Below are 25,891 nucleotides of genomic sequence, written 5' to 3'. Positions count from 1 at the left end.
TGGGGGTTCTACCCCACCGCCGTATGAATATCGGTGTGGAAGGCGGGGTAGAACCCCACCCTACAGTTACGCCCGTTCCAGCAGCCGTTCGCGCTCGAAATCCGTCACGACACGGTCGGTCTCGGAGATCTCCCACTGGGCGGCGTGGTGGTAGTGGTCGATCACGTCGTCGCCGAAGGCCTCGCGCAGCATCTTCGAGCCGTTCAGCAACTCCGCCGCCTCGCGCAGGTTGTGCGGGATTTCGCGGATGCCTTCGGCCGAATACATGTCGCCGCGCAGTTCGGGTTCCAGCGCCATCTTCTTCTCGATCCCGTCCAACCCCGCCGCCAGAAGCGCGGCGCAGGCAAGATAGGGGTTCACGTCCGAGCCGGGAATGCGGCATTCCACCCGCACCGCCTTGGTATGCGTGCCGCAGACCCGGAAGCCGGCGGTGCGGTTGTCGGCGCTCCAGACCGCCTTGGTCGGGGCGAACATCCCCACGGTAAAGCGCTTGTAGCTGTTGACGTACGGCGCGAGGAAAGCGGTCAGGTCGCGAGCGTGGTGCAACTGGCCGGCCAGATAGTGCTTCATCAGGTCGGACATGCCATGTCCGTCCGCCTTGTCGGCAAAGGCTGGCTTGCCATCCTTCGACCACAGGCTCTGGTGGATATGGCTGGAAGACCCCGCCCGGCGATGGTCATACTTGGCCATGAAGGTCACCGACTTGCCCTTGGCCCAAGCGATTTCCTTGATCGCGTTCTTGATGATGACGTGGTTGTCGGCGGTGTCCAGCGCGTCGGAGTATTTGTAGTTGACCTCCTCCTGCCCCGCCTCGGCCTCGCCCTTGGAGTTTTCCACCGGGATGCCCGCGCCGTAAAGCCCGTTCCGCACGGCGCGCATCACGTCTTCTTCCTTGGTGGTCTGGAAGACGTGGTAATCCTCGTTGTAGCCGCCCACGGTGCGCAAAGCGTTCAGGCCGCCGTCGCGCAGGTTCTCATAGCTGTTCTCGAACAGGTAGAACTCCAACTCGGTCGCCATCATCGGCTCGAAGCCCATGGCGCGAGCGCGTTCGACCTGCCGCTTGAGGATCGAGCGGGGGGCATGCGGCACATCGGCATGGGTCGCATGGTCCTGGGTGTCGCCCAGCACCAGCGCGGTGCCCGGCAGCCAGGGCACGCGGCGCAAGGTGCGCAGGTCGGGCTTCAGCGTGTAGTCGCCATAGCCGGTCTCCCAGCTGGTGGATTTGTAGCCCTGCACCGTGTTCATCTCCATGTCCACGGTGAGGAGATAGTTGCAGCAATGCGTCTCCTCCCAGCCGCCGTCGATGAAGAACTGCGCGTGGAAGCGCTTGCCCATCAGACGGCCCTGCATGTCGATCCCGGCTGCGACGACAGTGTCGATCTCGCCGGATTTCACGGCGGCTTTCAGTTGCTCAAGCGTCAGATTGCCCGGCATGGCCGACCCGTCCCTGTTGTTGTGCTGATTTGATCATATTGCGGTGCGCCGGGGCGCGCAATCGTCACGCGCCCCGGCCCTTGGCCTCAGCTGTAGCGGTAAGGCCGCCCGGCTTTCGCCTGCACCTCGTTGTAGCGCTTGATGATCTCCACCACCTTGGCCTTGACCTCCGACTCGGCGGCGATCTCGTCCCAGAAGGTGGCGGCCGCGGCTTCGACCGTGGCCCATTCGGCATCGGGAATCGAGGTCAGCTGCAGCTTCGGCCCGTTCACCCGCAGGTCGGCCTCGCCGCCCCAGTACCACCACTGGCGATAATAGTGCGACTGCTCGAAGCAGACCCGCATCAGTTCCTGCAAGTGCGGCGGCACCTCGTTCCAGCGCTCCTGGTTGGCGAAGAAGTGGCCGATCCAGGCGCCCGAGATGTTGTTGGTCAGGAAATACTTGGTCACATCGGCCCAGCCCACCGTGTAGTCCTCGGTGATGCCCGACCAGGCGATGCCGTCCAGTTCCCCGGTTTGCAGCGCGACCTGGATGTCCTCCCACGGCAGCTGCATCGGCACCACGCCGAACTGCGTCAGGAACCGTCCGGCTGTCGGGAAGGTGAACACCCGCTTGCCGTTCAGGTCGGCCAGGCTGTTGATCGGATCCTTGGTGGCGAAATGGCAGGGGTCCCAGGCCCCGGCCGAAATGTGCTGCACGCCAGCCTTGGCGTATTCCTCTTCCCAGATCTGCTTCAGCCCGTACTGGTTGAACAGCACCGGCACGTCCAGGCTGTAGCGGCTGGCGAAGGGGAAGTAGCCGCCGAAGACCGTGACCTCGGTCGGGCTCTGCATCGAATCGTCGTCCGACTGCACGGCGTCGATGGTGCCGGACTGCATCGCCCGGAACAGTTCCGACGTGGGCACCAGCTGGTCGGCATAGTAAAGCTCGATCTCCATCTGACCGGCGGCGATCTTGTTGAAGCTTTCGATGGCGGGCTTGCAGACATGCTCGCCAAGGGCGGCCCCGGCATAGGTCTGCATCCGCCATTTGATCGGCGCGGACTGCGCCCGCACGGCGGGGGCGGCCAGCGCTGCGGCACCCGCAAGGGCACCGGTCGAAAGGAACTTCCGTCTGGTCGTCGTCATCGTTACCTCCTTCGGTTATGTTGGACGGGTCTCTGCCCGCTTGGGGAATGTCAGGGCGCGCCGTAGACCTGATGCGGCAGCCAGAGCGCGATATCGGGGAACATCATGATTACCACCAGCGTCAGGATCATGATGCCGACGATGGGCACGATGGAGCGGTAGATGTCGCCGAGCGAGACGGAATCGGGCGCCATCGCCCGCATCAGGAACAGGTTGTAGCCGAAGGGCGGGGTGATATAGGCGACCTGGCAGGTGATGGTGTAAAGGACGCCATACCAGATCAGCGCATCGCCGGGCGGCATCCCAAGGTCCAGCTTCGCGACCAGCGGGATATAAAGCGGCGCGACGATCACCAGCATCGCGGTGTCGTCCAGGAACATGCCCATGATCAGGAACGACACCTGCATCAGGATCATGATCGCCCAGGGGCCAAGGCCCAGGTCCTCCAGGAAGAAGCTCTCGATCGCCTTCACCGCGCCCAGCCCGTCGAAGACCGCGCCGAAGGCCAGCGCCGCCAGCAGGATCCACATGAACATGCAGCTGACGCCCAGCGTGTTGACGATGCAGGTCTCCCACACCTGGCGGTTCAGCCGGCGCTTGGCCAGCGCCACGAGCGTCGCGATCAGCGCCCCGATCACCGAGCTTTCGACAAGACTGACATAGCCCATCACGAAGGGCCCCATCATCGAAACGAAGATCACCACCGGCAGGACGCCGGCGCGCAACAGACGCACCTTCTCGCCCCAGGTGATCGTTGCCAGTTCCTCTTTCGACAGGGGCGGCCCCATGGCGGGGTTCAGCCCGCAGCGGATCACCACATAAAGCAGGAAGAACCCGGCCATGAGCAGGCCCGGGAACACGCCCGCCAGCCACAGCTGGCCCACCGGCTGGCGCGCGATCATCGCATAAAGGACCAGCACGATGGAGGGCGGCACCAGAATGCCCAGAGACGATCCGCCCTGGATGATCCCCGTCACCATCACCTTGTCGTAGCCGCGCTTGAGAAGTTCCGGCAGCGCGATGGTCGCACCGATGGCCAGCCCCGCGACCGAGAGCCCGTTCATCGCCGAGACCAGCACCATGAGCAGGATCGTCCCGATGGCAAGCCCGCCGGGGATCGGCCCGAACCAGACGTGGAACATGCGGTAAAGATCGTCGGCCAGCCGCGTCTCGGACATGACATAGCCCATCCAGACGAACATCGGCAGCGTCAGCATCGGATACCAGTTCATCAGCTTGATGGTGCTGGTGAAGGCGATGTCATGGCCGCCCCGGTCGCCCCACAGGGCGATGGCTGCCACGACCGCGATGAAGCCGATCCCCGCAAAGACCCGCTGCCCGGTCAGGAGCATGGCCATCATGCCCAGGAACATGCTGATGGCGATCCATTCGTAGGGCATCAGATACGCTCTCCGCGAAGTGTGGCGATGTCGCGGATCAGGAAGGCAAGCGATTGCAGCAACATCAGAAAGACGCCGAAGCCGATCACGATCTTGATCGGCGCCATATAGGGCCGCCAGACGGTGCGCGAGCGTTCTCCCACCTCGAAGGCGTAGATCGTGCTGTCGATCCCGCCCCAGAGGACGACGCAAAGGAAGATGATCATGGCGAAGACGGTTACGCAATCGACCGCGGCCTGCCGCTTGGGCGACCAGCGGCCGTAAAGCAGGTCCATCCGCACGTTGGCGCCCAGTTGAAGCGAATAGGCCCCGCCCAGGACGAAGTAGGCCACCATCGTGAACTGGGCCATCTCCTGCGTCCAGAGCGGCGGGTTGAGCAGCGCCTTGGCGATGACCGACCACAACAGCACCCCGGCCAGCACGAAGATAAGATACATCGCGAAGCGGCCGACGAGGTAGTTCAGCCTTTCCACCACGCGGACAAAGAGGATCAGGACGCGCGGCATGGCAGCAGCGCCCTCCTTGCGCGGCAAGGCCCAGCCGCGGCGGTGGCTGTGACGGACAGCTTCATTGGCTGATTCATCCCCCTGTTTGCAAGGAAGGGTCGGCTGACCTGCGGGGTTGTGTCAAGAATTTTCCGCCGACGAAAAAACTGTTACAAACATTTCGGGGAATCGCCGGTGTGGGCGGGGGGCAGATGGATCGGGCACTGACCATTGCGGCCCGGATGCGGGCGGGCCTGGGCGATCTGACCCCGGCGGAACGCCGCGCCGCCACCCATATCCTGTCGCATTTCCCGATGTCGGCGCTGGGTTCGATCACCGCGCTGGCCGAGGCGGCCGAGGTCTCCTCGCCCACGATCATGCGGCTGGTCCGGAAGCTGGGCTATCGCGGCTGGTCCGACTATCAGGTCGCGCTGAAGGCCGAGGTGGAGCGCCTGCTGGTCGCGCCGCTCAGCCTGCCCGAGGGCGCGCGCGAGCCGCAGGCCCATCCGCTGCAGGGCTTCGCCGCGCAGGTGGTCGCCAATATCGAGGCGACGCTGGGCCTGATCCCGGCGGCAGATTTCACCGGCGCGGCGGCGCTTCTGGCCGACCCGGCGCGCCGGGTGGCGATCAGCGGCGGGCGGCTGACCCATGCGATGGCCGACTACATGGCCACGCTCCTGCGGGTGATCCGGCCCGACGTGACCTTCCTGTCCGACCACCTGACCGACTGGCAGCAGGCGCTTCTCGACCTGCGCGCGGGCGATGTGGCGGTGGTCTTCGACATCCGCCGGTATGAGGGCAACGCGGTGCATTTCGCCGAGCTTGCCGCCGAGCAGGGCGCCGAGGTGGTGCTGATCACCGACCGCTGGCTGTCGCCGGCCGCGGCCCATGCCAGCTATACCCTGCCCTGCCAGATCGAGATGCCTGCCGCCTGGGACAGCACCGCGGCCATGCTGGTGGTGGTCGAGGCTTTGCTGGCGCAGGTGCAGGGCCATCTGCCCGACCAGGTGCAGGGTCGGCTGAACCGGCTGGAGGGCTACTTCGCCCGCACCCGCGTGTTCCGCGCGCCGAAGGTGGGGCGGTAGGCCGTCAATAGCCCCGCGCGCGGTCGACGAGATGGAGGAGGGGCCCCCCCGCCTCGCCGCGGCGGATGTTCTCGGCGATGACCTTCGAGGCCGTGAGCGCTCGGGTATCGGCGGCGATATGGGGGGTGACGGTGACGCGCGGGTGGGTCCAGAACGGGTGATCCTGCGGCAGCGGCTCCACCCGGAAGACATCCAGCGTGGCATGGCCGATCTGGCCCGCGTCGAGGGCGGCGATCAGGGCACCGTCGTCGATCAGCGGTCCGCGGCCGGGGTTCAGGATCACCGCCCCGCGCGGGAGGAGGGCGAGGCGTTCGGCGTTCATGAGGTTCTCGGTCTCCGGCGTCTTCGGCAGGAGGGTGATCAGGATCTGCGCGGTGGAAAGGGCCTGTGCAAGCCCATCCTGTCCATGCAGGCAGCCGGGCTTGGCGGTGCGGCTCCACCCCGTCACCGGGAAGTTCAGCGCCCGCAGCGCCGCCGCGCAGGCCGACCCCAGCGCGCCCATGCCGAGGATCGTCACCGGACGCTCGCGGGCGAGCGGCGGGCAGGTCGGGTCCCAGACATGGCCGGGGTTCACGATGTGGCGGTCCATCCCGAGGTGATGCCGCAGGCTGTGGCCGACCACCCATTCCACCATCCCCTCGGTCAGGCCGGGGTCGACCATGCGGGTCAGGGGCTGGGTGAGGGTCGGGTTGCCGGTGATCCGCTCCACCCCCGCCCAGAGGTTCAGCACGGCCTTCGTCCGGGTGTAGGGGGTGAAATCCTGCAGGGGCGAGGAGGGGGCGTAGACGATGTAGTCGACCTCCTCCGGCGGGGCCTCGGTGACGAGGGTGGCGTCGATCCCGGCCTCGGCGAGGGCTGCGGGCAGGGTGTCCCGGTATTCGGGCCAGAGCGAGGGGGCGGCGAAGAGGACGGTCAGCATTTGTGGTCTTTCCGGGGTGCCCGCGCGCGGGCAGGATTGGGGGCCAAGGGATTTCAACAGGTTGGGCGTGGACATTCAGGGTTTGTCAAGCATGATCCGTCGCGCGATCTGCTTGGTCAGGCCCGTTTCTTCGAAGAACTCCGCCCCTACTGCCCAGCGGTCACTGCCGCGTTCACCGCCAGCGCCAGGATGCAGGTGTTGTAGAAGAAGGATACCACGCTGTGCACCAGCACCGCGCGGCGCAGCGGGCGGGTCGCGACCTCGACATCCGAGACCTGGGCGGTCATGCCGATGGTGAAGCTGGCATACAGGAAATCCCAGGCGTCGGGATCGCCCTTGCCCGGGAAGCAGAAGCCGGGACCCGCGCCCTTGTAGTGCAGGCGGGCATAGTGGAAGGCCGCCAGCGTGTGGATCGTCGCCCAGCCGAGCGGCAGGCTGACCAGAGCCAGGCCCCGCGCGGCGAAGCTTGAGGCGCTGGCGTTCAGAACCAGGAAGATCGCGGTCACGCTGACCAGCACGGCCAGCGCCGCCAATAGAAGGATCAGCGCAACGCCCTCGTCATCCTCCTCGGCGTGGCTGCGCAGGTCATCGGGGCCGGTGGAGCCGACGATGCGGGCGGTGAGCGCGAGGTAGATCAGGAAGAAGGTATCGGCTGCCGTCAGCAGCGAGAAGTCCGGCGCGACCGACAGCGCCCAGGCCAGGATGCCCGCGGCCACGCCCAGGGCGAAGGCGATCAGGAAGCGGCCATGACGCGGGACGAACGTCATCTCGGCCGGTGGACATGGGCGCTTTGCACCAGGCCGAAGCCGACCAGCAGCACCATCATCGCCGAGCCACCGTAGCTGAGCAGCGGCAGCGGCACCCCCACCACCGGGGCCATGCCCATCACCATCGACAGGTTCACCGCGATGTAGAAGAAGAAGTTCGCGGCCACCCCGATGATCAGAAGCGCCGAGAACCGGTCGCGATTCTGCCAGGCGGCGACCAGGCAGAAGCCGAGGATCAGCGCATAGAGGCCGAGGAGAGAGAAGGCGCCGATAAAGCCGAACTCCTCTGCCAGCGTGGTGAAGATGAAGTCGGTGTGCTTCTCCGGCAGGAAGTTCAGCCGCGATTGGGTGCCCTGCATGAAGCCCTTGCCGCTCCACCCGCCCGATCCCAGCGCGATCTTCGCCTGGATGATGTTGTAGCCCGCGCCCAAGGGGTCGGCTGCGGGGTCGAGGAAGGTGTCGATCCGCTTGTACTGATAGTCGTGCAGGAGCTGCCAGGGCGTGCCGCGCAGGGTGAAGACGCCGACCACCGCCCCCACCACCAGGCCGATGACCGCGCCGAAATACCACAGGCTTACCCCGGCGGCGAACATCACCGTACCGCCGGCGAGAAGCAGCATCAGCGAGGTGCCAAGGTTCGGCTGCATCAGCACCAGCACCGTGGGGGTGACGATCATCAGCACCGGCAGCAGCACGTAGAGCGGCCGCGAGACGAGCTTGGGGTCGAGCCAGTCGTAATAGACGGCCAGCAGCATCACCAAGGTGAACTTCATCATTTCCGAGGGTTGCAGGCGGATGAAGCCGAGGTCGATCCAGCGCTGGGCGCCCATGCCGATGGTGCCGAAGAATTCCACCACGATCAGCAGAAGGAAGGCGACGATATAGGCCACCCCCGACATGCTGCGCCAGAACCAGATCGGGGTCAGGGCCACGATGAACATCAGCACCATGCCGACGCCGAACCGTTCCATCTGCGGCCGCGCCCAGGTGTCGAGGTCGCCGCCTGCGATGGAATACAGCATCAGGAAGCCGACCGAGGCGACGGCTGTCACCAGAAGCACCAGCGGCCAGTTGAGATACAGCACCTTGCGCAGGCCGGTGGGGGCGAACTTGACGCGGTATTCGAGGAAGCTCATCGCGCGCCCTTCAGGTTGCGGTCTTGACCGGGGGTTGCCCGGTGACAGGGTCGCGGAGCGGCAGCTCTTTCAGCATGGTCTCGATCCGGCCGCGCTGGCTGGCGGGATAGGCATCAAGCGAGGGAAGCCCGTCGGACATGCAGCGCAGGATCACGTCGCGCGCGATGGGGGCGGCGGCGGTGGAGCCACCCCCGCCATGCTCCACCACCACCGCCACGGCATAGCGCGGCGCGTTGTAGGGCGCGAAGCCGACGAAGAGCGCATGGTCGCGGCGGGCCCAGGGCAGGTTGTCGTTCGAGATCACGCCGGATTCGCGCTCGGCCTTGGAGATGTTGCGGACCTGGCTGGTGCCGGACTTGCCCGCGAAGATCATCGTCGGGTCGACGACGCGGCTGGACTTGCCGGTGCCATGGTCGCCGTTCACCACCGCATTCATCCCGCCGCGCACGGCGGCGAGGAAGTCCGCCGGGATGTCGAGCGGTGGCGCCTCCACCTCGGGCAGTTCCTTGTCGTTCACCATGCGCACCAGGCGCGGAGTGATGGCGCGGCCCGAGGCGATGCGGGCGGTCATCACCGCCAGCTGCAGCGGCGAGGCCAGCACATAGCCCTGGCCGATAGAGGCGTTGATCGTATCGCCGATCCGCCATTCCTGCTTGTGGCGTTCCAGTTTCCAGGCCTTGTCGGGCATGTTGCCCTCGGCCACGGCGGACATCGGGATGTCGAACTTCTGGCCCAGGCCCAGCTTGCGGCCCATCTCGGCGATCTTGTCGATGCCGACCTTCTGCGCGATCTCGTAATAGTAGACGTCGCAGCTTTCGGCGAGGCTGCGCTCCAGCCGCACGGTGCCATGGCCGCCGCGTTTCCAGCAGTGGAAGCGGCGGCCACCGAATTCGATATAGCCGGGGCAGCTGACCTTGGTCTCGGGCGTGATGGCCCCGGCGTTCAGCGCGGCCAGCGCCGTGACCATCTTGAAGGTGGACCCCGGCGGATAGGCGCCCGAGACCGTCTTGTTCGCCAGGGGCCGGTGGTCGTTTTCGGTCAGCACCTTGTAATCGGCGTGGCTGATGCCGCGCACGAAGAGGTTCGGGTCGAAGGAGGGGGCCGAGGCGATGCAGACGATGTCGCCGTTGGTCACGTCGACCACCACCACGGCGGCGCTTTCGCCGCCGAGGCGCACCTGGGCGAAGTTCTGGATGTCGGCGTCGATGGTCAGCCGGATGTCGAGGCCGGGGTTGCCCTCCTGCCGCTCCAGCTCGCGCATGACGCGGCCGGCGGAGTTGACCTCGATCCGCTTGGTGCCCGCCTCGCCGCGCAGGGTGTCCTCCATCCATTTCTCGACGCCGATCTTGCCGATCTGGAATTTCGGGATCCTGAGCAGGGGGTCGGGGTTTTCCAGGCCTTCCAGGTCCTTCTCGCTGACCGGGCCGACATAGCCCACGACATGGGCGAAGTCGGTGTCGAGCGGGTAGCGGCGGGACTGGCCGACCTCGGGCACGACGCCGGGAAGGGCGGGGGCGTTGACGGCGACCTTGGAGAAATCCTCCCAGGACAGGCGCTCGGCCACGGTGACGGGGACGAAGGCCGAGAGCGAGTTTACCTCGTCGATGGTCTGCTGCATCTCCTCGGCGGTCATCGGGATGATGTTGGCAAGGCGGCGCATCACCAGTTCGACATCGCCCGCCGCCTCGCGGGTGATGACGACGCGGTAGTTCTGTTCGTTCCCGGCGATGATCTTGCCGTTGCGGTCCTGGATCAGCCCGCGGACGGGGGGGATCAGGCGGATGTTGATCCGGTTCTCCTCGGCCAGCAGCTTGAACTCGTCGGCCTGGTCGACCTGGAGATAGCGCATCCGCGCGCCGAGGGCGGCGATCATCGCCGTCATCCCGCCGCCCAGCATCAGGGTGCGGCGGTTCAGGCTGCGGTTGCTTTCCTCGCTGTCGCGGGCCGTCCGTCTCACAGCCGCCTCCCGAAACTGTCGACTTCGCCGGTCGCAGGCTTGCGCAGGTCGAGGGCCGCGCGCGAAAGGCCGACGACCACCGGATAGACCGCGATCGACCACAGCACCTGCACGAGGGCGAAGCGGAAGGGGGCCTGCGGCACGAAGGCGAGGCCAAGCGTCAGCCGGTAGACCAGCATCATCCCCAGCATCACGCCCGAGACCAGCAGCCATTCGACGATGAAGCTCAATTCCCGCGTCAGCGCGATGCGGCTGCGCAGGAATTCGGTGGCAAGGATGACGATGGCGGTCCAGAGCCCGGGGGGCCGCATCAGGATCAGGTCCTCGGTCAGGATGACCAGAAGGATCAGCGGCATCGGCAGGAAATCCGGGCGGCGCACGATCCAGGCCATGATCACGCAGATCAGGAGGTCCGGGCCGGGCAGGGCGCCGGGGGCGCTGCCGAGGGGCAGAAGCCGGATGAAGAGCAGCGTCACCGCGATCGCAAGGAAGAGGCCGCGGAAGATCCAGTGCTCCTGGCGCCAGAACTCAGCCATCGCCCGCCTCCGGTTCGGCAGGGCCTTCGGTCGCGCCCGAACCCGTTTCCTCGACGTTGCCGCCCTCGGTCGGTGCGGGCTGGGCCCCGGCAGCGGCCTCGGCGGCGGCGGTCGAGGTGTCGGGCAGGGGCGCGGTCGCGGGGGGCGCGACCAGGCTGCCCGGATCGGTGATCGGCTGCAGGTCGTGGCTGCGCAGGACGCGCAGGAATTCCAGCCGCTGGTAATCCGCCGCCAGCACCACGCGCAGCCGCTTGTCCGTCCCCAGCGCCACCTGCCCGACCAGAAGCCCCGCCGGGAAGACCTCGCCGTCGCCTGAGGTCACGACCCGGTCGCCGGGGCGGACCTCGTCGCTGTCCTCGATGAAGTCCAGGGGCGGCAGGGGCGAGTTGTCGCCGGAAAGAAGCGCCTTCTGCCCCGAAGGCTGGATCGTCACCGGGATCCGACTGTTCGAATCCGTGACCAGGATCACCCGCGCCGTGCGTTCGCCCACGCCCGAGATGCGACCCACCAGCCCGATCCCGTCCATTGTCGCCCAGCCGTCGCGGATGCCGTCGCGCGCGCCGACGTTCAAGAGCACCGACTGCCGGAAGGGGCTGCCGCTGTCGGCCATCACCACACCCGTCACATGGGTGAGCTTCGGGTCGAGCCGCACCTTGTTCAGGTCCAGAAGCCGCGCGTTCTTCTGTTCCAGTTGCAGCGCGGCCTCTTTCCAGGCCTTCATCTGCTGAAGCTCCCGCTTCAGCTCCTGGTTCTGTTCATAGATGCGGGTATAGGACTGGAAGTCGTCCACCATCCCCGCGACCATCGTCACCGGCTTCATCGCCCAGTCGAAATTCGGCACCACGGCGTCGATCAGCGCGGCGCGGAAGCGTTCCACGCGCGGGCTGTCGATGCGCCACAGGATGAAGAGCGCGAAGAGCACCAGCACCGCCAGCCAGACCAGAAGCCGGCGCAGCGGGCGCGAGTATTCCTCGGGGGCGGTGCGGTTCCGGGCCAAGGGTCAGCCTTCTTTCGCCGCGACAGACGCGGCTCAGGTGTCGTAGTCGATCACATGCCGAAGCTGCTTCTCGTATTCCAGCGCTTTCCCGGTGCCGAGGGCAACACAATTCAGTGACTCGTTGGCGACGCTGATCGACAGGCCGGTCTGTTCCCGCAGGCTCAGGTCCAGCTCGCCAAGAAGCGCCCCGCCGCCGGTCAGCATCACGCCCCGGTCGACGATATCCGCCGCCAGATCGGGCGGCGTGGCTTCCAGCGCCTGCATCACCGCGTCGCAGATCTGCTGCACGGGCTCGGCCAAAGCCTCGGCCACCTGGGCCTGATTGATCTCGGTTTCCTTCGGCACGCCGTTCAGAAGGTCGCGGCCCCGGATCGTCATCGAGGAGCCCCGCCCGTCGTCGGGCATCCGCGCCGTGCCGATACTGGTCTTGATGCGTTCGGCGGTGGATTCCCCGATCAGCAGGTTCTGGTGGCGGCGCAGATAGTTCACGATGGCCTCGTCCATCCGGTCGCCGCCGACGCGGACGGAGCGGGCATAGACGATGTCGCCCAGGGACAGGACCGCCACTTCCGTGGTGCCGCCGCCGATGTCGACGACCATGTTGCCGGTCGGTTCGGTGATCGGCATCCCCGCCCCGATGGCCGCCGCGATGGGTTCGGCGATCAGACCGGCGCGCTTGGCCCCCGCCGACAGTACCGACTGGCGGATCGCCCGCTTCTCCACCGGCGTCGCGCCATGGGGCACGCAGACGATGATCTTGGGCTTCGAGATGGTGGACCGCTTGTGCACCTTGCGGATGAAATGCTTGATCATCTCTTCCGCCGCCTCGAAGTCGGCGATGACGCCGTCACGCATCGGGCGGATCGCCTCGATGGTGCCGGGGGTGCGGCCCAGCATCAGCTTGGCATCCTCGCCGACCGCCAGGACCTGCTTCTTGCCGTCCTTGTTGTGATAGGCCACCACCGAGGGCTCGTTCAGCACGATGCCCTTGCCGCGGATGTAGACCAGCGTGTTCGCGGTCCCGAGGTCGATGGCCATGTCCGACGAGAAGAGGCCGGGGATAAGCGACATGAGCGGTCCTTTGGGCAAGCAATAATTTTGGCCCCGACTCGGGGTCTCCGGCGGGGCGCCTTCTTATAAGGGCATGGCGGGTGGAAGCGAAAGCCCCGCCGACCGCGATCCGCGCACTTCCGCGTGCTTGTGAAAATACGATGTTTGTCGCTGATACAAGCCCAAGTTTTCCATCTTTCTTGCACTTATACTGTATGTCATTCCGATGCTGGTCTGGGGGAGGTGACGCCGATGGCAGGGGTGACGGGGCGTGTGGCGCTGGTGACGGGGGCGGGCAGTCCGGGGGGAATCGGTTTTGCCATCGCGCGGGCACTGGTCGCCGGGGGCGCCCGGGTGGCGGTGACGGCGACTTCGGCCCGCATCCACGACCGGGGCCGCGAGTTGTCCTGCCTGTCGGAAATCGCCGACCTGACCGATCCGGCGCAGGTTCTCGGCCTTTTCGCGGCGGTCGAGGCCAGGCTTGGCCCCGTCGACATCCTGGTGAACAACGCGGGCATGGTGCAGACTGGCAAGCGGATGAAGCGCGATCAGTTGGCGGACTGCTCGGACGCGGCCTGGGGCCATCACATGGCGCTGAACATCGGCACCACCTTCCACGCCTGCAGGGCGGCCCTGCCGGGGATGGCAGCGCGCGGCTATGGCCGGATCGTCAACATCTCGTCCGTGACCGGGCCGCTTGTCGGCATCGACGGCTCGTCCGCCTATGCCACGGCCAAGGCCGGGGTCACCGGCATGACCCGGTCGATCGCGCTGGAATACGGGTCGAGGGGCGTGACCTGCAACGCGGTCCTGCCCGGCTGGATCGCCACGGAAAGCGCCAGCCCGGTCGAACTGCGCGCCGGAAAGCGCACGCCCGCAGGACGCCCAGGGCGTCCCGAAGAAGTGGCCGCCTGCGCGCTGTTCCTGGCTTCGGAAGAGTCTTCCTATGTCACCGGGGCGATGCTGGTGGTGGACGGAGGCAACACTCTGCAGGAGATGAAGGGGGCGTGAGGCGGCGGCTTTCGATCCGTCCTTCCGCCGCAACAACCGCCCACAGCCAAGCGGTTGATCGCAAGGGGGCATCCCCCTCTGCCCTGAGCGGACAGAGGGGGCGCGGCCTTACTCGCCGTGGTAGGAGACGGTCTTCACATCCTCGCCCGGCGCGGTCTTCTGCCGCCGGATGATCAGCCGGTTCAGTGCGTTGATATAGGCCCGGGTCGAGGCGACGATGGTGTCGGTGTCGGCCGAGGAGCCGGTGACGATCCGCCCCTCCTCCTCCAGCCGGACCGAGACGGTCGCCTGCGCGTCCGTCCCCTCGGTCACGGCATGGACCTGGTAGACCTGGAGGTTGGCCTTGTGGGGGAAGAGCATCTTCACGCAGTTGAAGGCCGCATCCACCGGCCCGTCGCCGGTGGCGTCGATGTGGTGGTCGGTGCCGTCGACGGTCAGGATCATGTCGGCTTCCTGCGGGCCTTCGGTGCCGCAGACCACCCGCAGCTTCTTCAGCTGCAGGTATTCGTAGGCGTCGTTGGTCTGCTCGTCGGAAACCAGCGCGATCAGGTCGTCGTCGTAGACCTCTTTCTTGCGGTCGGCCAGCGCCTTGAAGCGGACGAAGACGTCGTTCAGCTGGTTGTCGGCCAGCTCGAACCCCAGTTCCTTCAACTTGGCGCGGAGGGCGGCGCGGCCGGAATGCTTGCCCATCGCGATGTTCTTCGCCGTCAGCCCGATATCCTCGGGCCGCATGATCTCGAAGGTCTGGACGTTCTTGAGGACGCCATCCTGGTGGATGCCGCTTTCATGCAGGAAGGCGTTCTTGCCGACGATGGCCTTGTTGAACTGGACCGGGAAGCCGGAGACCTGGGAGACCCGGCGGGAGAGGTTCATGATCTTGGTGGTGTCGATCCCGGTCTGGAACGGCAGGATGTCGTTGCGGACCCGCATCGCCATCACCACCTCTTCCAAGGCGGTGTTCCCCGCCCGCTCACCCAGGCCGTTGATCGTGCATTCGATCTGCCGGGCGCCCGCCTCGACCGCCGCCAGGGCGTTGGCGGTGGCCATGCCGAGGTCGTTGTGGCAGTGGGTGGCGAAGATGATCTGGTCGGCGCCGGGGACGCGCTCCAGGAGCATCCGGATGATCTTCGCGGATTCCATCGGATAGGTGTAGCCGACGGTGTCGGGGATGTTGATCGTCGTCGCCCCGGCCTTGATCGCGATCTCGACCACCCGGCACAGGTAGTCGGGTTCGGTCCGGGTCGCGTCCATCGGCGACCACTGGACGTTGTCGCAGAGGTTGCGGGCGTGGGTCACCGTCTCGTGGATGCGGTCCGCCATCTGGTCCATGTCCAGGTTCGGGATCGCGCGGTGCAGGGGCGAGGTGCCGATGAAGGTGTGGATCCGGGGGGAGCGGGCGTGCTTCACCGCCTCCCAGCAACGGTCGATGTCCTTCTGGTTGGCCCTTGCGAGGCCGCAGATCGTGCTGGTCTTCGCCCGCTTCGAGATTTCGCTGACGGCGGCGAAGTCGCCTTCGCTGGCGATGGGGAAGCCGGCCTCGATGATGTCGACCCCCATCTCGTCGAGGAGGGAGGCGATCTCCAGCTTCTCCTCATGGGTCATGGTGGCACCCGGCGACTGCTCGCCGTCGCGCAGGGTGGTGTCGAAGATGACGACTTTGTTCTGGGTCATGGGGGAAGTCATGGGGGTCTGGTCCTTGTCTTAGCTGGCGTGCCCGTTTCGAGTCTGGGGGGCGCTGGTCACCTCTGAGCGGTCGCGCCCGGGGGCACGCTCAGAGGCAGCTAAGAAGGAGGAGGCCAAGGGGCATCGCAGGGCTGGCTGCCCTGACGGTGGCGAGGATGTGGGGTCCCGTGGTCATGGGGCGGGACTATACGGGGGAAATCGGGGAAGGGAAGGGGATTTTTCGGGGGGGCTGGCGGGGGCCGCAAGGGGCTCCGGTTGGGGTGCCCGCGCGTGGGCAGAGTCCCAAGGGGTTGATTTGGTTTGGGGATTTTTGTGGACGTTAGGGGTTTTTTAAGGGGTGGGGGGAGGTCATATTGTGCCGTCTAGCGTCTCTTTGACGTGTTTTCCGATACGCATCAACGAACTTGACGTTTGGGTTGGTGAACCACACAGTATTCTTGTCGGAGAGTGAGGATAAGGAATGATCGGCAAAGGCGAAACCGTTCCTTTTGGAGTATATCTTGATCTCGAAGAGGGGGCATTGGCTGACCTTGAGAGGGTATCCAAGGCGTCTCTTGAACTTGTCGCAGCGATCCGTGACCTCGCGGAATTCATTGATCCCTACCTTGATGTGAAAGTTGAAATCCAAAGTAGTGAGAGGGGAAGCTTATTCTTAAAAACCATAATAAAGATCGCATTTGATATTGATTTAGATACCGATCAGCGTAAAGCTGAATTCAAACTTACAGCCCTGGGAGCGATTTTGATCGGAGTTTCGGTTTTTGTAACAGGAAAGATTGCGAACCACTATGTAGATATGGCTCTCAGCGCCTTTGATCGTGAAGTCCTAGGAGTTGACGCTGAAGGGCGACCAATCGACGCTGATGAGGACAAGCCGAGGGAGCTGGACCGCAAAAAAGTAAAGGAAATCATAGACGGAGCTGTACGAAATGGTGTTGGCGAGGGCCACGTTCGTAGCTTCTATTCCGAAATAAAATCTGATCCTGCTATCAATGGTGTTGGGGTTACTTTTGATCTAGAGACTAAGCCCGAGGAGATAGTTCCTCGTTCAAGATTTGCTGAGCTTTCGAAGTTCGTCGAGCCAAATAAAGATGATAAGAGGAGGTCGCGACTAGAAGAGACTTCAGTCTTGCTGGTTCAGCCGCGTCTCCGAGTCGATAACAGGCAATGGAGATTTGCGGCCGGCGGAATTGAGTTTGCAGCACGGATGGAAGACAAGAAGTTTACATCTGATCTTCTTTCTGGTCGCCTTAACGTCAAGATGGTGGAGGGTGTTGTCATGGCTGTTGCCATGCGAGTCGATGAAGCCTCAACCAATGGTGTGTGGAAGGTCGTCTCTCGCAGCATCGAAAAGGTTCACGGGGTTAAGGAAGCTGAAAGTCAAGCCTCACTTCTTCAGTTTCTCGAAGATGATAAGAATGGAAGCGACGAGGAAGAGGATAGCTGAAACGGCGAAAGCCGCACGGTCGCCGAACACCATGGAGACGGCCACGAGAAAAAGCACTGTCAAGAAAATGACAGCGCCACCAAACTTCCTTTGGCTGTTCTTAGCCAACGGCAAAGTCACCTCCCTGTTGATCCTCTTGAATAGATCGGGATCGTTAAGATCAAGTTGTGATGCACCTGATCGGTTCCATCAAGCCTTACCTTTTCCGTGGGTGCGTCCGGTGATTTCGGGAAAGGTGCGCTTTAGCGTACTTCGTGCGCCTTGGCCCGGAATCAAGGGCGAAGCCCGCCGGGCCGCGCCCTCCCTCCCCCCGGGAGGGCGCTTTTGTGGCGTCAGTCACCCGAACTGCGGGGGGAGGGGATGAGGGATAAAGTGCTTCGTTCAGGTGTTGCGGCGCCCGCCCGAGGGAGGGCGCGGCCCTGTGTTGTGCGGGGTGGTTGAGGGGGTTTGGTGCGCTGTAGCGCACCCTACGGTGATGGGGGCGTCGGGCTGAAGCCCGACCTACGGTGTCGGGACGTGTCGGGGTGAACCCCGACCTGCGTCACACCACCATATGCCTTACCCTCGCCCCCCACTCGATCGCCGCCGCATGCAGCCGGTCGATCTTCAGCTCCTCCCGGACCTCCTCCAGCATCCGCAGTTCCACCTGGGAGTGCCGCCCGTCCGCCGTGACCACGTCGCAAGCCAGGGCATAGGCGGTCTCGTACAGCCGCTCGGGCAAAGCGGTGCGGATCAGGCCGAAGAGGGCGTCGAGGCCGTCTTCCTCCTCGAACAGGTCGAAGATGATGCGGCTGATGCGGCGGATGCGGTCGGGGTCGTAGGTGGCGAAGATCGGCATGTGGTTGACCATGCGGGTGATCGCCACCAGCTCGGCGGTGCGCATGTCCTCGTCCGAGGCGGAGCAGGCGACCATGACGGCCACGAGGGCATCCTGCGGGGACATTCCGGATTCGGGCATGGCGGTTCCTTCAAGGGTTTGGCGCCAGATTATTGACGGGGGGGCGGGGGGGCAATAGAGGACGGACGCGGGGCGTGGGCCCGGCCTTTCAGGAGAGACGGACATGGGCGCCTTGCGCGATGCGGCGATGAATTCGAAGGCCTGGCCATTCGAAGAGGCCCGCGCGGTGCTGAAGCGCTATGGCGGCAAGGACCCGGCCAAGGGCTATGTCCTGTTCGAGACGGGCTACGGGCCGTCGGGGCTGCCGCATATCGGGACCTTCGGCGAGGTGGCGCGGACGACGATGATCCGGCGGGCGTTCGAGATCATCAGCGACATCCCGACGCGGCTGATCTGCTTTTCCGACGACGTGGACGGGATGCGGAAGGTGCCGGAGAACGTGCCGCAGCAGGAGATGCTGCGCCAGCATATGCAGAAGCCGCTGACCTCGGTCCCCGATCCCTATGGCGAGTTCGAGAGCTTCGGCCACCACAACAATGCGATGCTGCGGCGGTTCCTGGACACGTTCGGCTTTGAATACGAGTTCATCTCGGCGACGGAGTTCTACAAGTCGGGGCAGTTCGACGCGACCCTTCGGCTGTGCGCGGAACGCTATGATGCGATCATGGCGATCATGCTGGCGTCCCTGCGGGAGGAGCGGCAGCAGACCTATTCCTGCTTCCTGCCGATCCATCCGGAGACGGGGCGGGTGCTGTATGTGCCGATGAAGGAGGTCAATGCGAAGGACGCGACGATCACCTTCGACGACGAGGACGGGCGGGAATGGACGCTGCCGGTCACGGGCGGGCACGTGAAGCTGCAGTGGAAGCCGGATTTCGGGGCGCGCTGGGCGGCGCTGGACGTGGACTTCGAGATGTACGGGAAGGACCATTCCACCAACACTCCGATCTATGACGGGATCTGCGAGGTGTTGGGGGGGCGGAAGCCGAACCACATGACCTATGAGCTGTTCCTGGACGATCAGGGGCAGAAGATTTCGAAGTCGAAGGGCAACGGGCTGACCATCGACGAATGGCTGACCTATGCGGCGACGGAATCCCTCAGCTACTTCATGTACCAGAAGCCGAAGACGGCGAAGCGGATGCATTTCGACGTGATCCCGCGGGCGGTGGATGAATATCACCAGCAGCTGAAGGCCTTCCCGGGGCAGGACGTGGCGGGGCAGTTGAACAACCCGGTCTGGCATATCCATGGGGGCAAGCCGCCGGAAAGCCGGATGGTGGTGTCGTTCGGGATGCTGTTGAACCTGGCCTCGGTGGCGGGGGCGAAGGACGCTGGTGCCTTGTGGAAGTTCATCAAGCGCTATGCTCCAGAGGCCTCGCCCGAGGGGAACCCTGATCTGGACGCGGCGGCGGGGTTTGCGGTGCGCTATTTCGCGGACCGGATCGCGCCGACGCGGGTGTTCCGGTTGCCCGATGCGAAGGAGCGGGCGGCGATGGAGGATCTGGTGGCGCGGCTGAAGGTCTGGGACGGGGGCTTGGACGACGAGGCCCTGCAGTCGATGGTCTTCGCGGTGGGCAAGGACCACGGGTTCGAGCCGCTGCGCGACTGGTTCAAGGCGCTGTACGAGGTGCTGCTGGGGGCCAGCGACGGGCCGCGTTTCGGCGGGTTCATCGCGCTTTACGGGGTGGACGAGACGGTGGCGCTGATGGAGCGGGCGCTGAAGGGCGAGCTGGTCGCGGCCTGATGGGTCGTGAGGCCGAGGGTCATGCGCTGTGGCGCGGCGCGTCCGGCGCGGTGAAGGCGCTGCTGGAAAGCGACGGGATCATCCTGCGCGGCGCGTTGCGGGCGAAGCTGCCCCGGGCCGGGCTGGCGGAGTGGCGGGTGCAGGGGGAGGACCTGTGCCTGCGGTCGGGGGGCGAGGCGCTGGTCCTGACCCTGGGAGCGAAGGAGGCGGCGGCCTGGGTCAAGGCGCTGGAGAAGCCCCTGCCGTCGCTGGCGGCGAAGCTGGGGGTTTCGGCGGCATCGCGGGCCTGGGTGATCGGGGGGCCTGCGCCGGAGGAGATCGCGGTGGCGGTTGCCGGTGCATCTGTGCCGGGGCCGGAGGGCGCGGCGGTGATCGTCGCGGTGCTGACCGGGCCGGAGGACCTTGAGGCCGCCTTGGCGGCGGGGCAGGCTGCGGGCCTGCGGGTCTGGTGCGTGCATGGCAAGGGCAAGGGCGCGGCGGTGCCAGAGGCTGCGGTGCGGGCGGCCTTCCGGGCGGCGGGGTGGATGGATATCAAAGCCAGCGCGGTGTCGGAGGGGTTTTCGGCGACACTGTATCGGCCGCCCGTGGGGTGAGGTCGGGGGCGTCCTCTTCGCTGGCAGCGACGGGAAGACGAACGCGGCGGCGCGCTTGACTTCCCGCGCGGCGATCTAGCTGTCATCGCAAGGGGACGTCCGACACGGGAGATATTGCCGATGCGCAATGGTCTTTTTGCTGCCTGCCTTGCCGCTGTCCTGGCCCTGCCCGCGCTGGCACAGGACGAACCGATCCGGAAAACCATCCAGAGCCAGATCGACGCGTTCCAGGTGGACGATTTCACCCGCGCCTTCACCTACGCGAGCCCCACGATCAAAGAGATGTTCGGCACGCCTGAGAATTTCGGCGCGATGGTGCGGAACGGCTATCCGATGGTCTATCGCCCCGCCGACGTGCAGATGATGGAGCTGCGCGAGGTGGCGGGGAACCTGTGGCAGCGGGTGCGGATCACCGACCAGGCGGGCGCCGGGTGGTATCTTGACTACATGATGGTCGAGACTGCGGGGGGCTGGCAGATCAACGCGGTGCAGATCCTGCCTGCGCCGGATGTGGGGGCCTGAGGGCAGGAACGCTTTTCGTGCCCGTCGGCGAACGGTCGGTTGGCACCCACCCTACCGTTGCGCAAACCGGCCCTGCTCCGCGCGGCGGCGTGAGCGCCGGTTAAACCTTGCTTGCTACCCCCTTTGCCCCATGGCGGCGCGGTCTGTCGGGGCACCCTCGACGCATCGCGCGCGGCAGTGGCGCGAAGCGAGGCGAGGGAAATCGAAGATGAACAAGGCTATCACCGACGGGCTGGTCCTGATGCCGCCGCCGTTCTCGGCAGGGCTGAACCTCTGGTCGCGCGAGGACGGGACGCCCGGGTCGGGGTCGTACCAGGGCCAGCCGAACGCGGCGCTGGTGACGAACGACCAGGACTTCGCGGGTTGCCTGGAATTGCAGAAGACGGAAGCCACGCAGAAGCTGCGCAGCTTCGCGCAGACTCCGATCCAGCCGGGGCTTTACCTGCGGGTGACGGCGCGGGTGAAGGCGGTGTCGGGGAACCTGCCCTCGGTCCGGATCGCGGCCTGGGCGGGCGATGTGAGCGGGCAGAACGTGGCGGGCCTGCCGCAGACCGGCGCTTCGGTGCAGTTGACCGCTTACGGGCAGGTGGCGACGGTGAGCGCGATCATCTCGCCGGCCAGCCGCACCGGCGTGGACATGCCCTGGTCGCTGCAATCGGTCTATGCCCATGTCGGGCTGGACCTGACGGGCGCGAACGGCGGGGTGGTCCGGATCGACGACATCATGGTCGAGGACGTGACCAACGTGTTCATCCGCAAGCTGATGGACTGGGTGGACGTGCGCGATTATGGCGCGCTGGGCAATGGCACTACGAACGACGCGCCCGCCTTCCTGGCCGCGGATGCCGATGCGCAGGGGCGGGAAATCCTGGTGCCCTCGGGCGTGTTCCGGCTGACCGGCGACGTGACCATCAACAGCCGCATCCGGTTCGAGGGCACGGTGTCGATGCCGGCCAACCGGCGGCTGGTGCTGACGCGGAACTATGACCTGAACACCTATGGCCAGGCCTTCGGGACCGAGTTGGAGGGGTTCCGCCGCGCGCTGCAGGCGCTGTTCTACTTCACCGACTATGTCACGCTGGACCTGTCGGGCCGCCGGGTCGACATTCCCGCGCCCATCGACGTGGCGGCGCTGGCGGGGCTGTCGAGCTTCTCCAGCCGCCGGGGCATCCGCAACGGATCGCTGAACGCGGTGGCGGGGCCGGGCTGGGCGACCGAGGACGTGACCTCGATCGCGACCTATTCGGCCTCGAACAATCTTACGCTGACCGGCGTCGCCAATGTGGCGAACATCCCGATCGGCGCGCTGGTCATGGGGACGGGGGTGGGCCGCGAGGTCTATGTCACCGCGAAGAACATCGGTGCGGGGACCGTCACCATCAGCCAGCCGCTGTATGCGGCTGTCGGCACGCGGACCTATACCTTCCGGCGCTTCAAATACATGTTGGACTTCTCGGGCTTCAGCCTGCTGTCTCGGTTCGAGCTGGAGGACATCGAGTTCAACAACCTCGGAACCGGGTCTGCGGTCATGCTGCCCCTGGCGGGGAACACCCAGCGCTTCGTCTCCTGCACCTTCAACCGGCCGCAGGACCGGGGCATCAGTTCGCCCGGGTCGGGCTGCCAGGGCATGTTCGTCGACATGTGCCAGTTCCTGTCGAACGAACAATCCGTCCCTGCCGTCGACCGCACGACGATCTGCCTGAACGTGCAGGCCAACGACACCAAGCTGCGCAACAACCGGATCGTGCGCTTCGCGCATTTCGCGATCATGAACGGCTCAGGCCACCTGATCCACGCCAACCACTTCTTCCAGGGCGACAACACGGCGGCGGGGGTGCGCCGGGCGGGGCTGGTCTTCACGCAGACCAACGTCTCGACCGTGGTGACGGGCAACTACATCGACAACTGCTTCATCGAATGGGGCAACGAACATGACTCGGAGCCGCAGGAGAACGGCGAGTTCTCGTTCGGCGGGCTGAACATCGTCGGCAATGTGTTCATCTCGTCCGACACGTCCTCGGCCTTCCGCTGGATCGTGGTCAAACCCTATGGGGCGGGCCATTTCCTCAGCGGCTTCTCGATCGTGTCGAACAGCTTCCGCAGCGTCGGGGCCATCGTGGACCGGGTGGACATGGTGGACACCAGCTTCGCCTCGCTGGATTTCACCCGGTCGCGCAACGTCCGGGTCGAGGGGAATAGTTTCAACAACGTGACGCAGTGGATCATCAACCCGGTGCAGGTGCTGCATAGCCAGAACACGGCGGCCGAGACCTGGAACGTCAGCGCGGGCGGCTTCGTGCCCTTCGGCGCGCGCATCCGGATGGTCGAGGCGGTGGCGCCGGAGGGGATGATCACCAATGCGGCCAATGCCGGGCGCTATGTCTTCCCCTATTCGGTGCCGGGCACCGGGACGGGGGGCAGGGAAGCGCAGGTGCGCTGGGGCGAGGCGGTGAAGGGCCGCGCGCTGGTCACGATGCGGATGGATGTGCCGGCCTGATCCCGATGCAAAGGCGAGTTGGGGGCGGTCCTTCGGGGCCGCCCCTTTTTCACAGGTCCCCCGGCTGGACGTGGAAGGCGCGGGCGAAGCCGCCGTTCAGGAGCGCGGAGGTGGGGGCCAGCCGGACGAAGGCGAAGTCGGGCAGGTCGATGTAGATGGTCGCCTTGGGGTTCTGCTGCAGCCAGCGGTCACGGATGCCCGGACGGGCGGGGTCGTCCTTGGCGATGAAGCGCGCCTCTGCCCGGATCATCAGCCGGGGATGGGTCATCGGGTCGCCCTTGTCGCCCACCTCGCCCAGCATCAGCGCGCAGGCGGCGCGGTCGCGGAGCGCGCGGAAATGCGGGGCGAGGCCGGAGACGAGGGTCAGGAGCCCGGCCTCGGGGTCGCGGTGGAAGGCGATCCGGCTGATGCCGGGGGTGCCGGTGTCGGGATCGGTCCAGGCCAGTGCGGCATGGCCGAGCGACAGGAGCTGGCGGACGGTCGTCAGCGCGTCGTCATTGGCGGGCTGGACGGGATCGGGGCGGGAGGGGCGGTCGGACATGAGACACCGGAAGCAGTTGACAGGGGAATGGCTCGGGCGTCTTGTGGCGGCATTCATTCCGCCCTGCCAGCGATTACTGGCGGTTCCCCTGGCTTGGACGCCATCATGACCGACACTGCCCGCGGCCACAATGGCCCGACCGAATTCCTGCCGAAGCTTCTGACCGTCTGGCGCGAAGGCTATGGGCTGGCCGCCCTGCGCGCCGATGCGCTGGCGGGGCTGACCGTGGCCATCGTGGCGCTGCCCCTGTCGATGGCCATTGCCATCGCCAGCGGGGTGGGGCCGGAGCGCGGGCTCTTCACCGCCATCGTCGGTGGGTTCCTGGTCTCGCTGCTGGGCGGGTCGCGCTATCAGATCGGGGGCCCGGCGGGGGCCTTCATCGTGCTGGTCGCGGCCTGCGTGACGGCGACCGGGGTTCAGGGGCTGATCATGGCCACCATCCTTTCGGGCCTGATCCTGATCGGGGCCGGGGCGCTGCGGCTGGGGACCTACATCCGCTATATCCCCTATCCGGTGACCGTGGGCTTCACCGCCGGAATCGCGGTGATCATCTTCGCGAGCCAGCTGCACGAGATGTTCGGGCTGACCCTGCCGGGTGCGGAGCCGGGCGAGATCATCGCCAAGGTCGAGGCGCTGTGGGCGGCGCGGGGGACGGTGACCTGGGGCGCGGTCGGGGTGACGGTGCTGACGGCGGGGGTGATCCTGGGGCTGAGGCGGGTCAGGCCGCATTGGCCGGGGATGCTGATCGCGGTGGCGCTGGCCTCGGTCGTGGTTGCCGCGCTGGGCCTGCCGGTCGCCACCATCGGCACGCGGTTCGGGGCCTTGCCGCATTTGCTGCCCGCACCCGCGCTGCCCGACTTGGCGCTGTGGCGCGAGGCGCTGCCCTGGGCGGCGAGTTTTGCGCTGCTGGGCGCGATCGAATCCCTTCTCTCCGCCGTGGTGGCCGACGGGATGTCGGGCGCAAGGCATCGGTCGAACGCGGAGCTGGTGGCGCAGGGGGTGGCGAACATCGGCTCGGGCCTCTTCGGCGGGTTCTGCGTGACCGGCACCATCGCGCGGACGGCGACCAATGTGCGGGCGGGAAGCAGGGGGCCGGTCTCGGGGATGCTGCATGCGCTGTTCCTTCTGGCCTTCCTGATGGTCGCGGCCCCCTTGGCCGCCTACATCCCCCTTGCCGCACTGGCGGGCGTGCTGGGCGTCGTCGCCTGGGGCATGGCGGAACGGCACGAGTTCGCCGCGCTGTTGCGGGCCACGCGCGGGGATGCGCTGGTGGTCAGCGTCACCTTCCTGCTCGTCGTCTTCCGCGATCTGACCGAGGGGATCGTGGTGGGTTTCGCGCTGGCGGGCCTGGTCTTCATCAAGCGGATGTCCGAGGGCGTGGCCATGCGCCCGCGCGAGGAGCATATCGACACGCCCCGCGCCGACCGCGTGGTCTATCACCTGGAGGGTCCGTATTTCTTCGGCGCCGCGGCGCAACTGGGGGGCGTGCTGGACCGCATTGCCGAGACGCCGCGCGCGCTGGTCCTGGAGATGTCGGGCGTGCCGTTGATCGACAGTTCCGGCGCGCGCGGATTTCACCGGCTGGCCGCGCGAGCGGCGAAGCGGGGCGGGCGGCTGTTCCTGGTGGGACTGCGACCGTCGCTTCGCCGCCAGCTTCAGGCACAGGGGTTGGAGGAGCCCGAGGTGCGCTTCCTGCCCGACCTTGCCGCCGTCGATGCGGTTCTGGACGCACAACCCGGCGGCGAATCACGCTGAGAGCCGCCGCGCACCGGCAGAAGCGGCCCGAGATGGCCCCCTGCGCCCGTCTTCGGCCCGTGCTCACGGCGGCGTGAGCGATAACGGCCCGGAAAAGCAAGCACTTGGGCGCCACAATTTTCACACATTTGCAAACTTCACTTTCCTGAAGTGAAGAAATTTACAGAATTATTGATGAAAAATAGGGGGTTACTGAAATCTTTACGAAGTGTTACTCTGCCCGCGGGAAGGGCGCCTGACCAGTCACCATCAGTCGTGGAAGGCTGCCGCCTTCCGAGGGGAGAAGAGAATGAGCGAAGCCGCC

Annotated in this window: 22 protein-coding genes; 8 read left to right on the top strand and 14 right to left on the bottom strand. The window is 65.9% G+C overall.

Translation table 11 applies throughout. From position 1 onward, the window contains the following. Positions 1–66 precede the first annotated feature (66 nt). The 4 genes from V7Q39_RS06180 to V7Q39_RS06165 form a co-directional block, all read right to left on the bottom strand. The gene (locus V7Q39_RS06180) at positions 67–1,434 is read right to left on the bottom strand and encodes a glutamine synthetase family protein (RefSeq protein ID WP_333815685.1); all 1,368 of its coding nucleotides are present in this window, start codon (positions 1,432–1,434) and stop codon (positions 67–69) included. 86 nt (positions 1,435–1,520) lie between these two features. Further along, positions 1,521–2,561, bottom strand: a complete 1,041-nt coding sequence (locus V7Q39_RS06175) for a TRAP transporter substrate-binding protein (RefSeq protein WP_333815684.1) — start codon at positions 2,559–2,561, stop codon at positions 1,521–1,523. Between the two features lie 50 nt (positions 2,562–2,611). Next, positions 2,612–3,961, bottom strand: a complete 1,350-nt coding sequence (locus V7Q39_RS06170; RefSeq protein WP_333815683.1) for a TRAP transporter large permease — start codon at positions 3,959–3,961, stop codon at positions 2,612–2,614. Continuing rightward, positions 3,961–4,467 carry a TRAP transporter small permease subunit gene (locus tag V7Q39_RS06165; protein WP_333815682.1) on the bottom strand — a complete coding sequence of 169 codons (507 nt, stop codon included), beginning with the start codon at positions 4,465–4,467 and terminating at the stop codon, positions 3,961–3,963. Before V7Q39_RS06165 ends, V7Q39_RS06170 begins: the two co-directional genes overlap by 1 nt. Positions 4,468–4,658: 191 nt before the next feature. Here V7Q39_RS06165 and V7Q39_RS06160 point away from each other — a divergent pair, with 191 nt between their 5' ends. Further along, entirely contained in the window at positions 4,659–5,531 is an 873-nt protein-coding gene (locus V7Q39_RS06160; RefSeq protein ID WP_333815681.1) for a MurR/RpiR family transcriptional regulator, read from the top strand. A 4-nt stretch (positions 5,532–5,535) separates the two neighbouring features. Here V7Q39_RS06160 and V7Q39_RS06155 read toward each other — a convergent pair whose 3' ends face one another. The 7 genes from V7Q39_RS06155 to V7Q39_RS06125 form a co-directional block, all read right to left on the bottom strand. After that, positions 5,536–6,450 (bottom strand): 2-hydroxyacid dehydrogenase, encoded by a 915-nt coding sequence (locus tag V7Q39_RS06155; protein ID WP_333815695.1) that lies wholly within the window; start codon positions 6,448–6,450, stop codon positions 5,536–5,538. Between the two features lie 146 nt (positions 6,451–6,596). After that, positions 6,597–7,217, bottom strand: coding sequence for a DUF1345 domain-containing protein (locus V7Q39_RS06150; protein ID WP_333815680.1), 621 nt, complete (start codon positions 7,215–7,217; stop codon positions 6,597–6,599). Then, positions 7,214–8,353, bottom strand: coding sequence for a rod shape-determining protein RodA (gene rodA, locus V7Q39_RS06145; protein WP_333815679.1), 1,140 nt, complete (start codon positions 8,351–8,353; stop codon positions 7,214–7,216). The genes V7Q39_RS06150 and rodA overlap by 4 nt, the downstream gene beginning before the upstream one ends. A 10-nt stretch (positions 8,354–8,363) precedes the next feature. Then, a complete protein-coding gene (gene mrdA / locus V7Q39_RS06140; RefSeq protein ID WP_333815678.1) occupies positions 8,364–10,310 on the bottom strand; it encodes a penicillin-binding protein 2 in 1,947 nt (648 codons plus the stop codon). Continuing rightward, complete coding sequence (locus V7Q39_RS06135) at positions 10,307–10,846, bottom strand: rod shape-determining protein MreD (protein ID WP_333815677.1); 540 nt, start codon at positions 10,844–10,846, stop codon at positions 10,307–10,309. Before V7Q39_RS06135 ends, mrdA begins: the two co-directional genes overlap by 4 nt. Further along, complete coding sequence (gene mreC / locus V7Q39_RS06130) at positions 10,839–11,843, bottom strand: rod shape-determining protein MreC (RefSeq protein WP_333815676.1); 1,005 nt, start codon at positions 11,841–11,843, stop codon at positions 10,839–10,841. Before mreC ends, V7Q39_RS06135 begins: the two co-directional genes overlap by 8 nt. A gap of 33 nt (positions 11,844–11,876) precedes the next feature. Then, positions 11,877–12,914 carry a rod shape-determining protein gene (locus V7Q39_RS06125; protein ID WP_294983864.1) on the bottom strand — a complete coding sequence of 346 codons (1,038 nt, stop codon included), beginning with the start codon at positions 12,912–12,914 and terminating at the stop codon, positions 11,877–11,879. A gap of 231 nt (positions 12,915–13,145) precedes the next feature. Here V7Q39_RS06125 and V7Q39_RS06120 point away from each other — a divergent pair, with 231 nt between their 5' ends. Then, a complete protein-coding gene (locus tag V7Q39_RS06120; protein WP_333815675.1) occupies positions 13,146–13,904 on the top strand; it encodes an SDR family NAD(P)-dependent oxidoreductase in 759 nt (252 codons plus the stop codon). 108 nt (positions 13,905–14,012) lie between these two features. Here the strand turns inward: V7Q39_RS06120 and V7Q39_RS06115 are convergent, their stop codons facing one another. Continuing rightward, entirely contained in the window at positions 14,013–15,575 is a 1,563-nt protein-coding gene (locus V7Q39_RS06115) for a 2-isopropylmalate synthase (RefSeq protein ID WP_333815674.1), read from the bottom strand. 472 nt (positions 15,576–16,047) lie between these two features. Here V7Q39_RS06115 and V7Q39_RS06110 point away from each other — a divergent pair, with 472 nt between their 5' ends. Beyond that, positions 16,048–17,034: a hypothetical protein gene (locus V7Q39_RS06110; RefSeq protein WP_333815673.1), complete on the top strand. Its 987-nt coding sequence runs from the start codon at positions 16,048–16,050 to the stop codon at positions 17,032–17,034. 541 nt (positions 17,035–17,575) lie between these two features. Here V7Q39_RS06110 and V7Q39_RS06105 read toward each other — a convergent pair. Further along, positions 17,576–17,992 carry a tellurite resistance TerB family protein gene (locus tag V7Q39_RS06105; RefSeq protein WP_333815672.1) on the bottom strand — a complete coding sequence of 139 codons (417 nt, stop codon included), beginning with the start codon at positions 17,990–17,992 and terminating at the stop codon, positions 17,576–17,578. Between the two features lie 103 nt (positions 17,993–18,095). Here V7Q39_RS06105 and V7Q39_RS06100 point away from each other — a divergent pair, with 103 nt between their 5' ends. The 4 genes from V7Q39_RS06100 (at position 18,096) to V7Q39_RS06085 (ending at position 23,291) form a co-directional block, all read left to right on the top strand. Then, positions 18,096–19,679 (top strand): lysine--tRNA ligase, encoded by a 1,584-nt coding sequence (locus V7Q39_RS06100; RefSeq protein ID WP_333815671.1) that lies wholly within the window; start codon positions 18,096–18,098, stop codon positions 19,677–19,679. Next, positions 19,679–20,272: a hypothetical protein gene (locus tag V7Q39_RS06095; RefSeq protein ID WP_333815670.1), complete on the top strand. Its 594-nt coding sequence runs from the start codon at positions 19,679–19,681 to the stop codon at positions 20,270–20,272. Before V7Q39_RS06100 ends, V7Q39_RS06095 begins: the two co-directional genes overlap by 1 nt. 120 nt (positions 20,273–20,392) lie before the next feature. Continuing rightward, positions 20,393–20,794, top strand: a complete 402-nt coding sequence (locus V7Q39_RS06090; protein ID WP_333815669.1) for a DUF4864 domain-containing protein — start codon at positions 20,393–20,395, stop codon at positions 20,792–20,794. A 208-nt stretch (positions 20,795–21,002) separates the two neighbouring features. After that, a complete protein-coding gene (locus V7Q39_RS06085; RefSeq protein WP_333815668.1) occupies positions 21,003–23,291 on the top strand; it encodes a right-handed parallel beta-helix repeat-containing protein in 2,289 nt (762 codons plus the stop codon). A 49-nt stretch (positions 23,292–23,340) separates the two neighbouring features. Here the strand turns inward: V7Q39_RS06085 and V7Q39_RS06080 are convergent, their stop codons facing one another. Next, positions 23,341–23,832 carry a pyridoxamine 5-phosphate oxidase gene (locus V7Q39_RS06080; protein WP_333815667.1) on the bottom strand — a complete coding sequence of 164 codons (492 nt, stop codon included), beginning with the start codon at positions 23,830–23,832 and terminating at the stop codon, positions 23,341–23,343. Positions 23,833–23,937: 105 nt separating this feature from the next. Here V7Q39_RS06080 and V7Q39_RS06075 point away from each other — a divergent pair, with 105 nt between their 5' ends. Further along, entirely contained in the window at positions 23,938–25,587 is a 1,650-nt protein-coding gene (locus V7Q39_RS06075) for a SulP family inorganic anion transporter (protein ID WP_333815666.1), read from the top strand. The last annotated feature ends 304 nt before the right edge of the window (positions 25,588–25,891 follow it).

It is taken from the genome of Tabrizicola sp. (assembly GCF_036781545.1).
Taxonomy (GTDB): Bacteria; Pseudomonadota; Alphaproteobacteria; order Rhodobacterales; family Rhodobacteraceae; genus Tabrizicola.
This window is presented reverse-complemented; position numbering and strand designations above follow the sequence as displayed.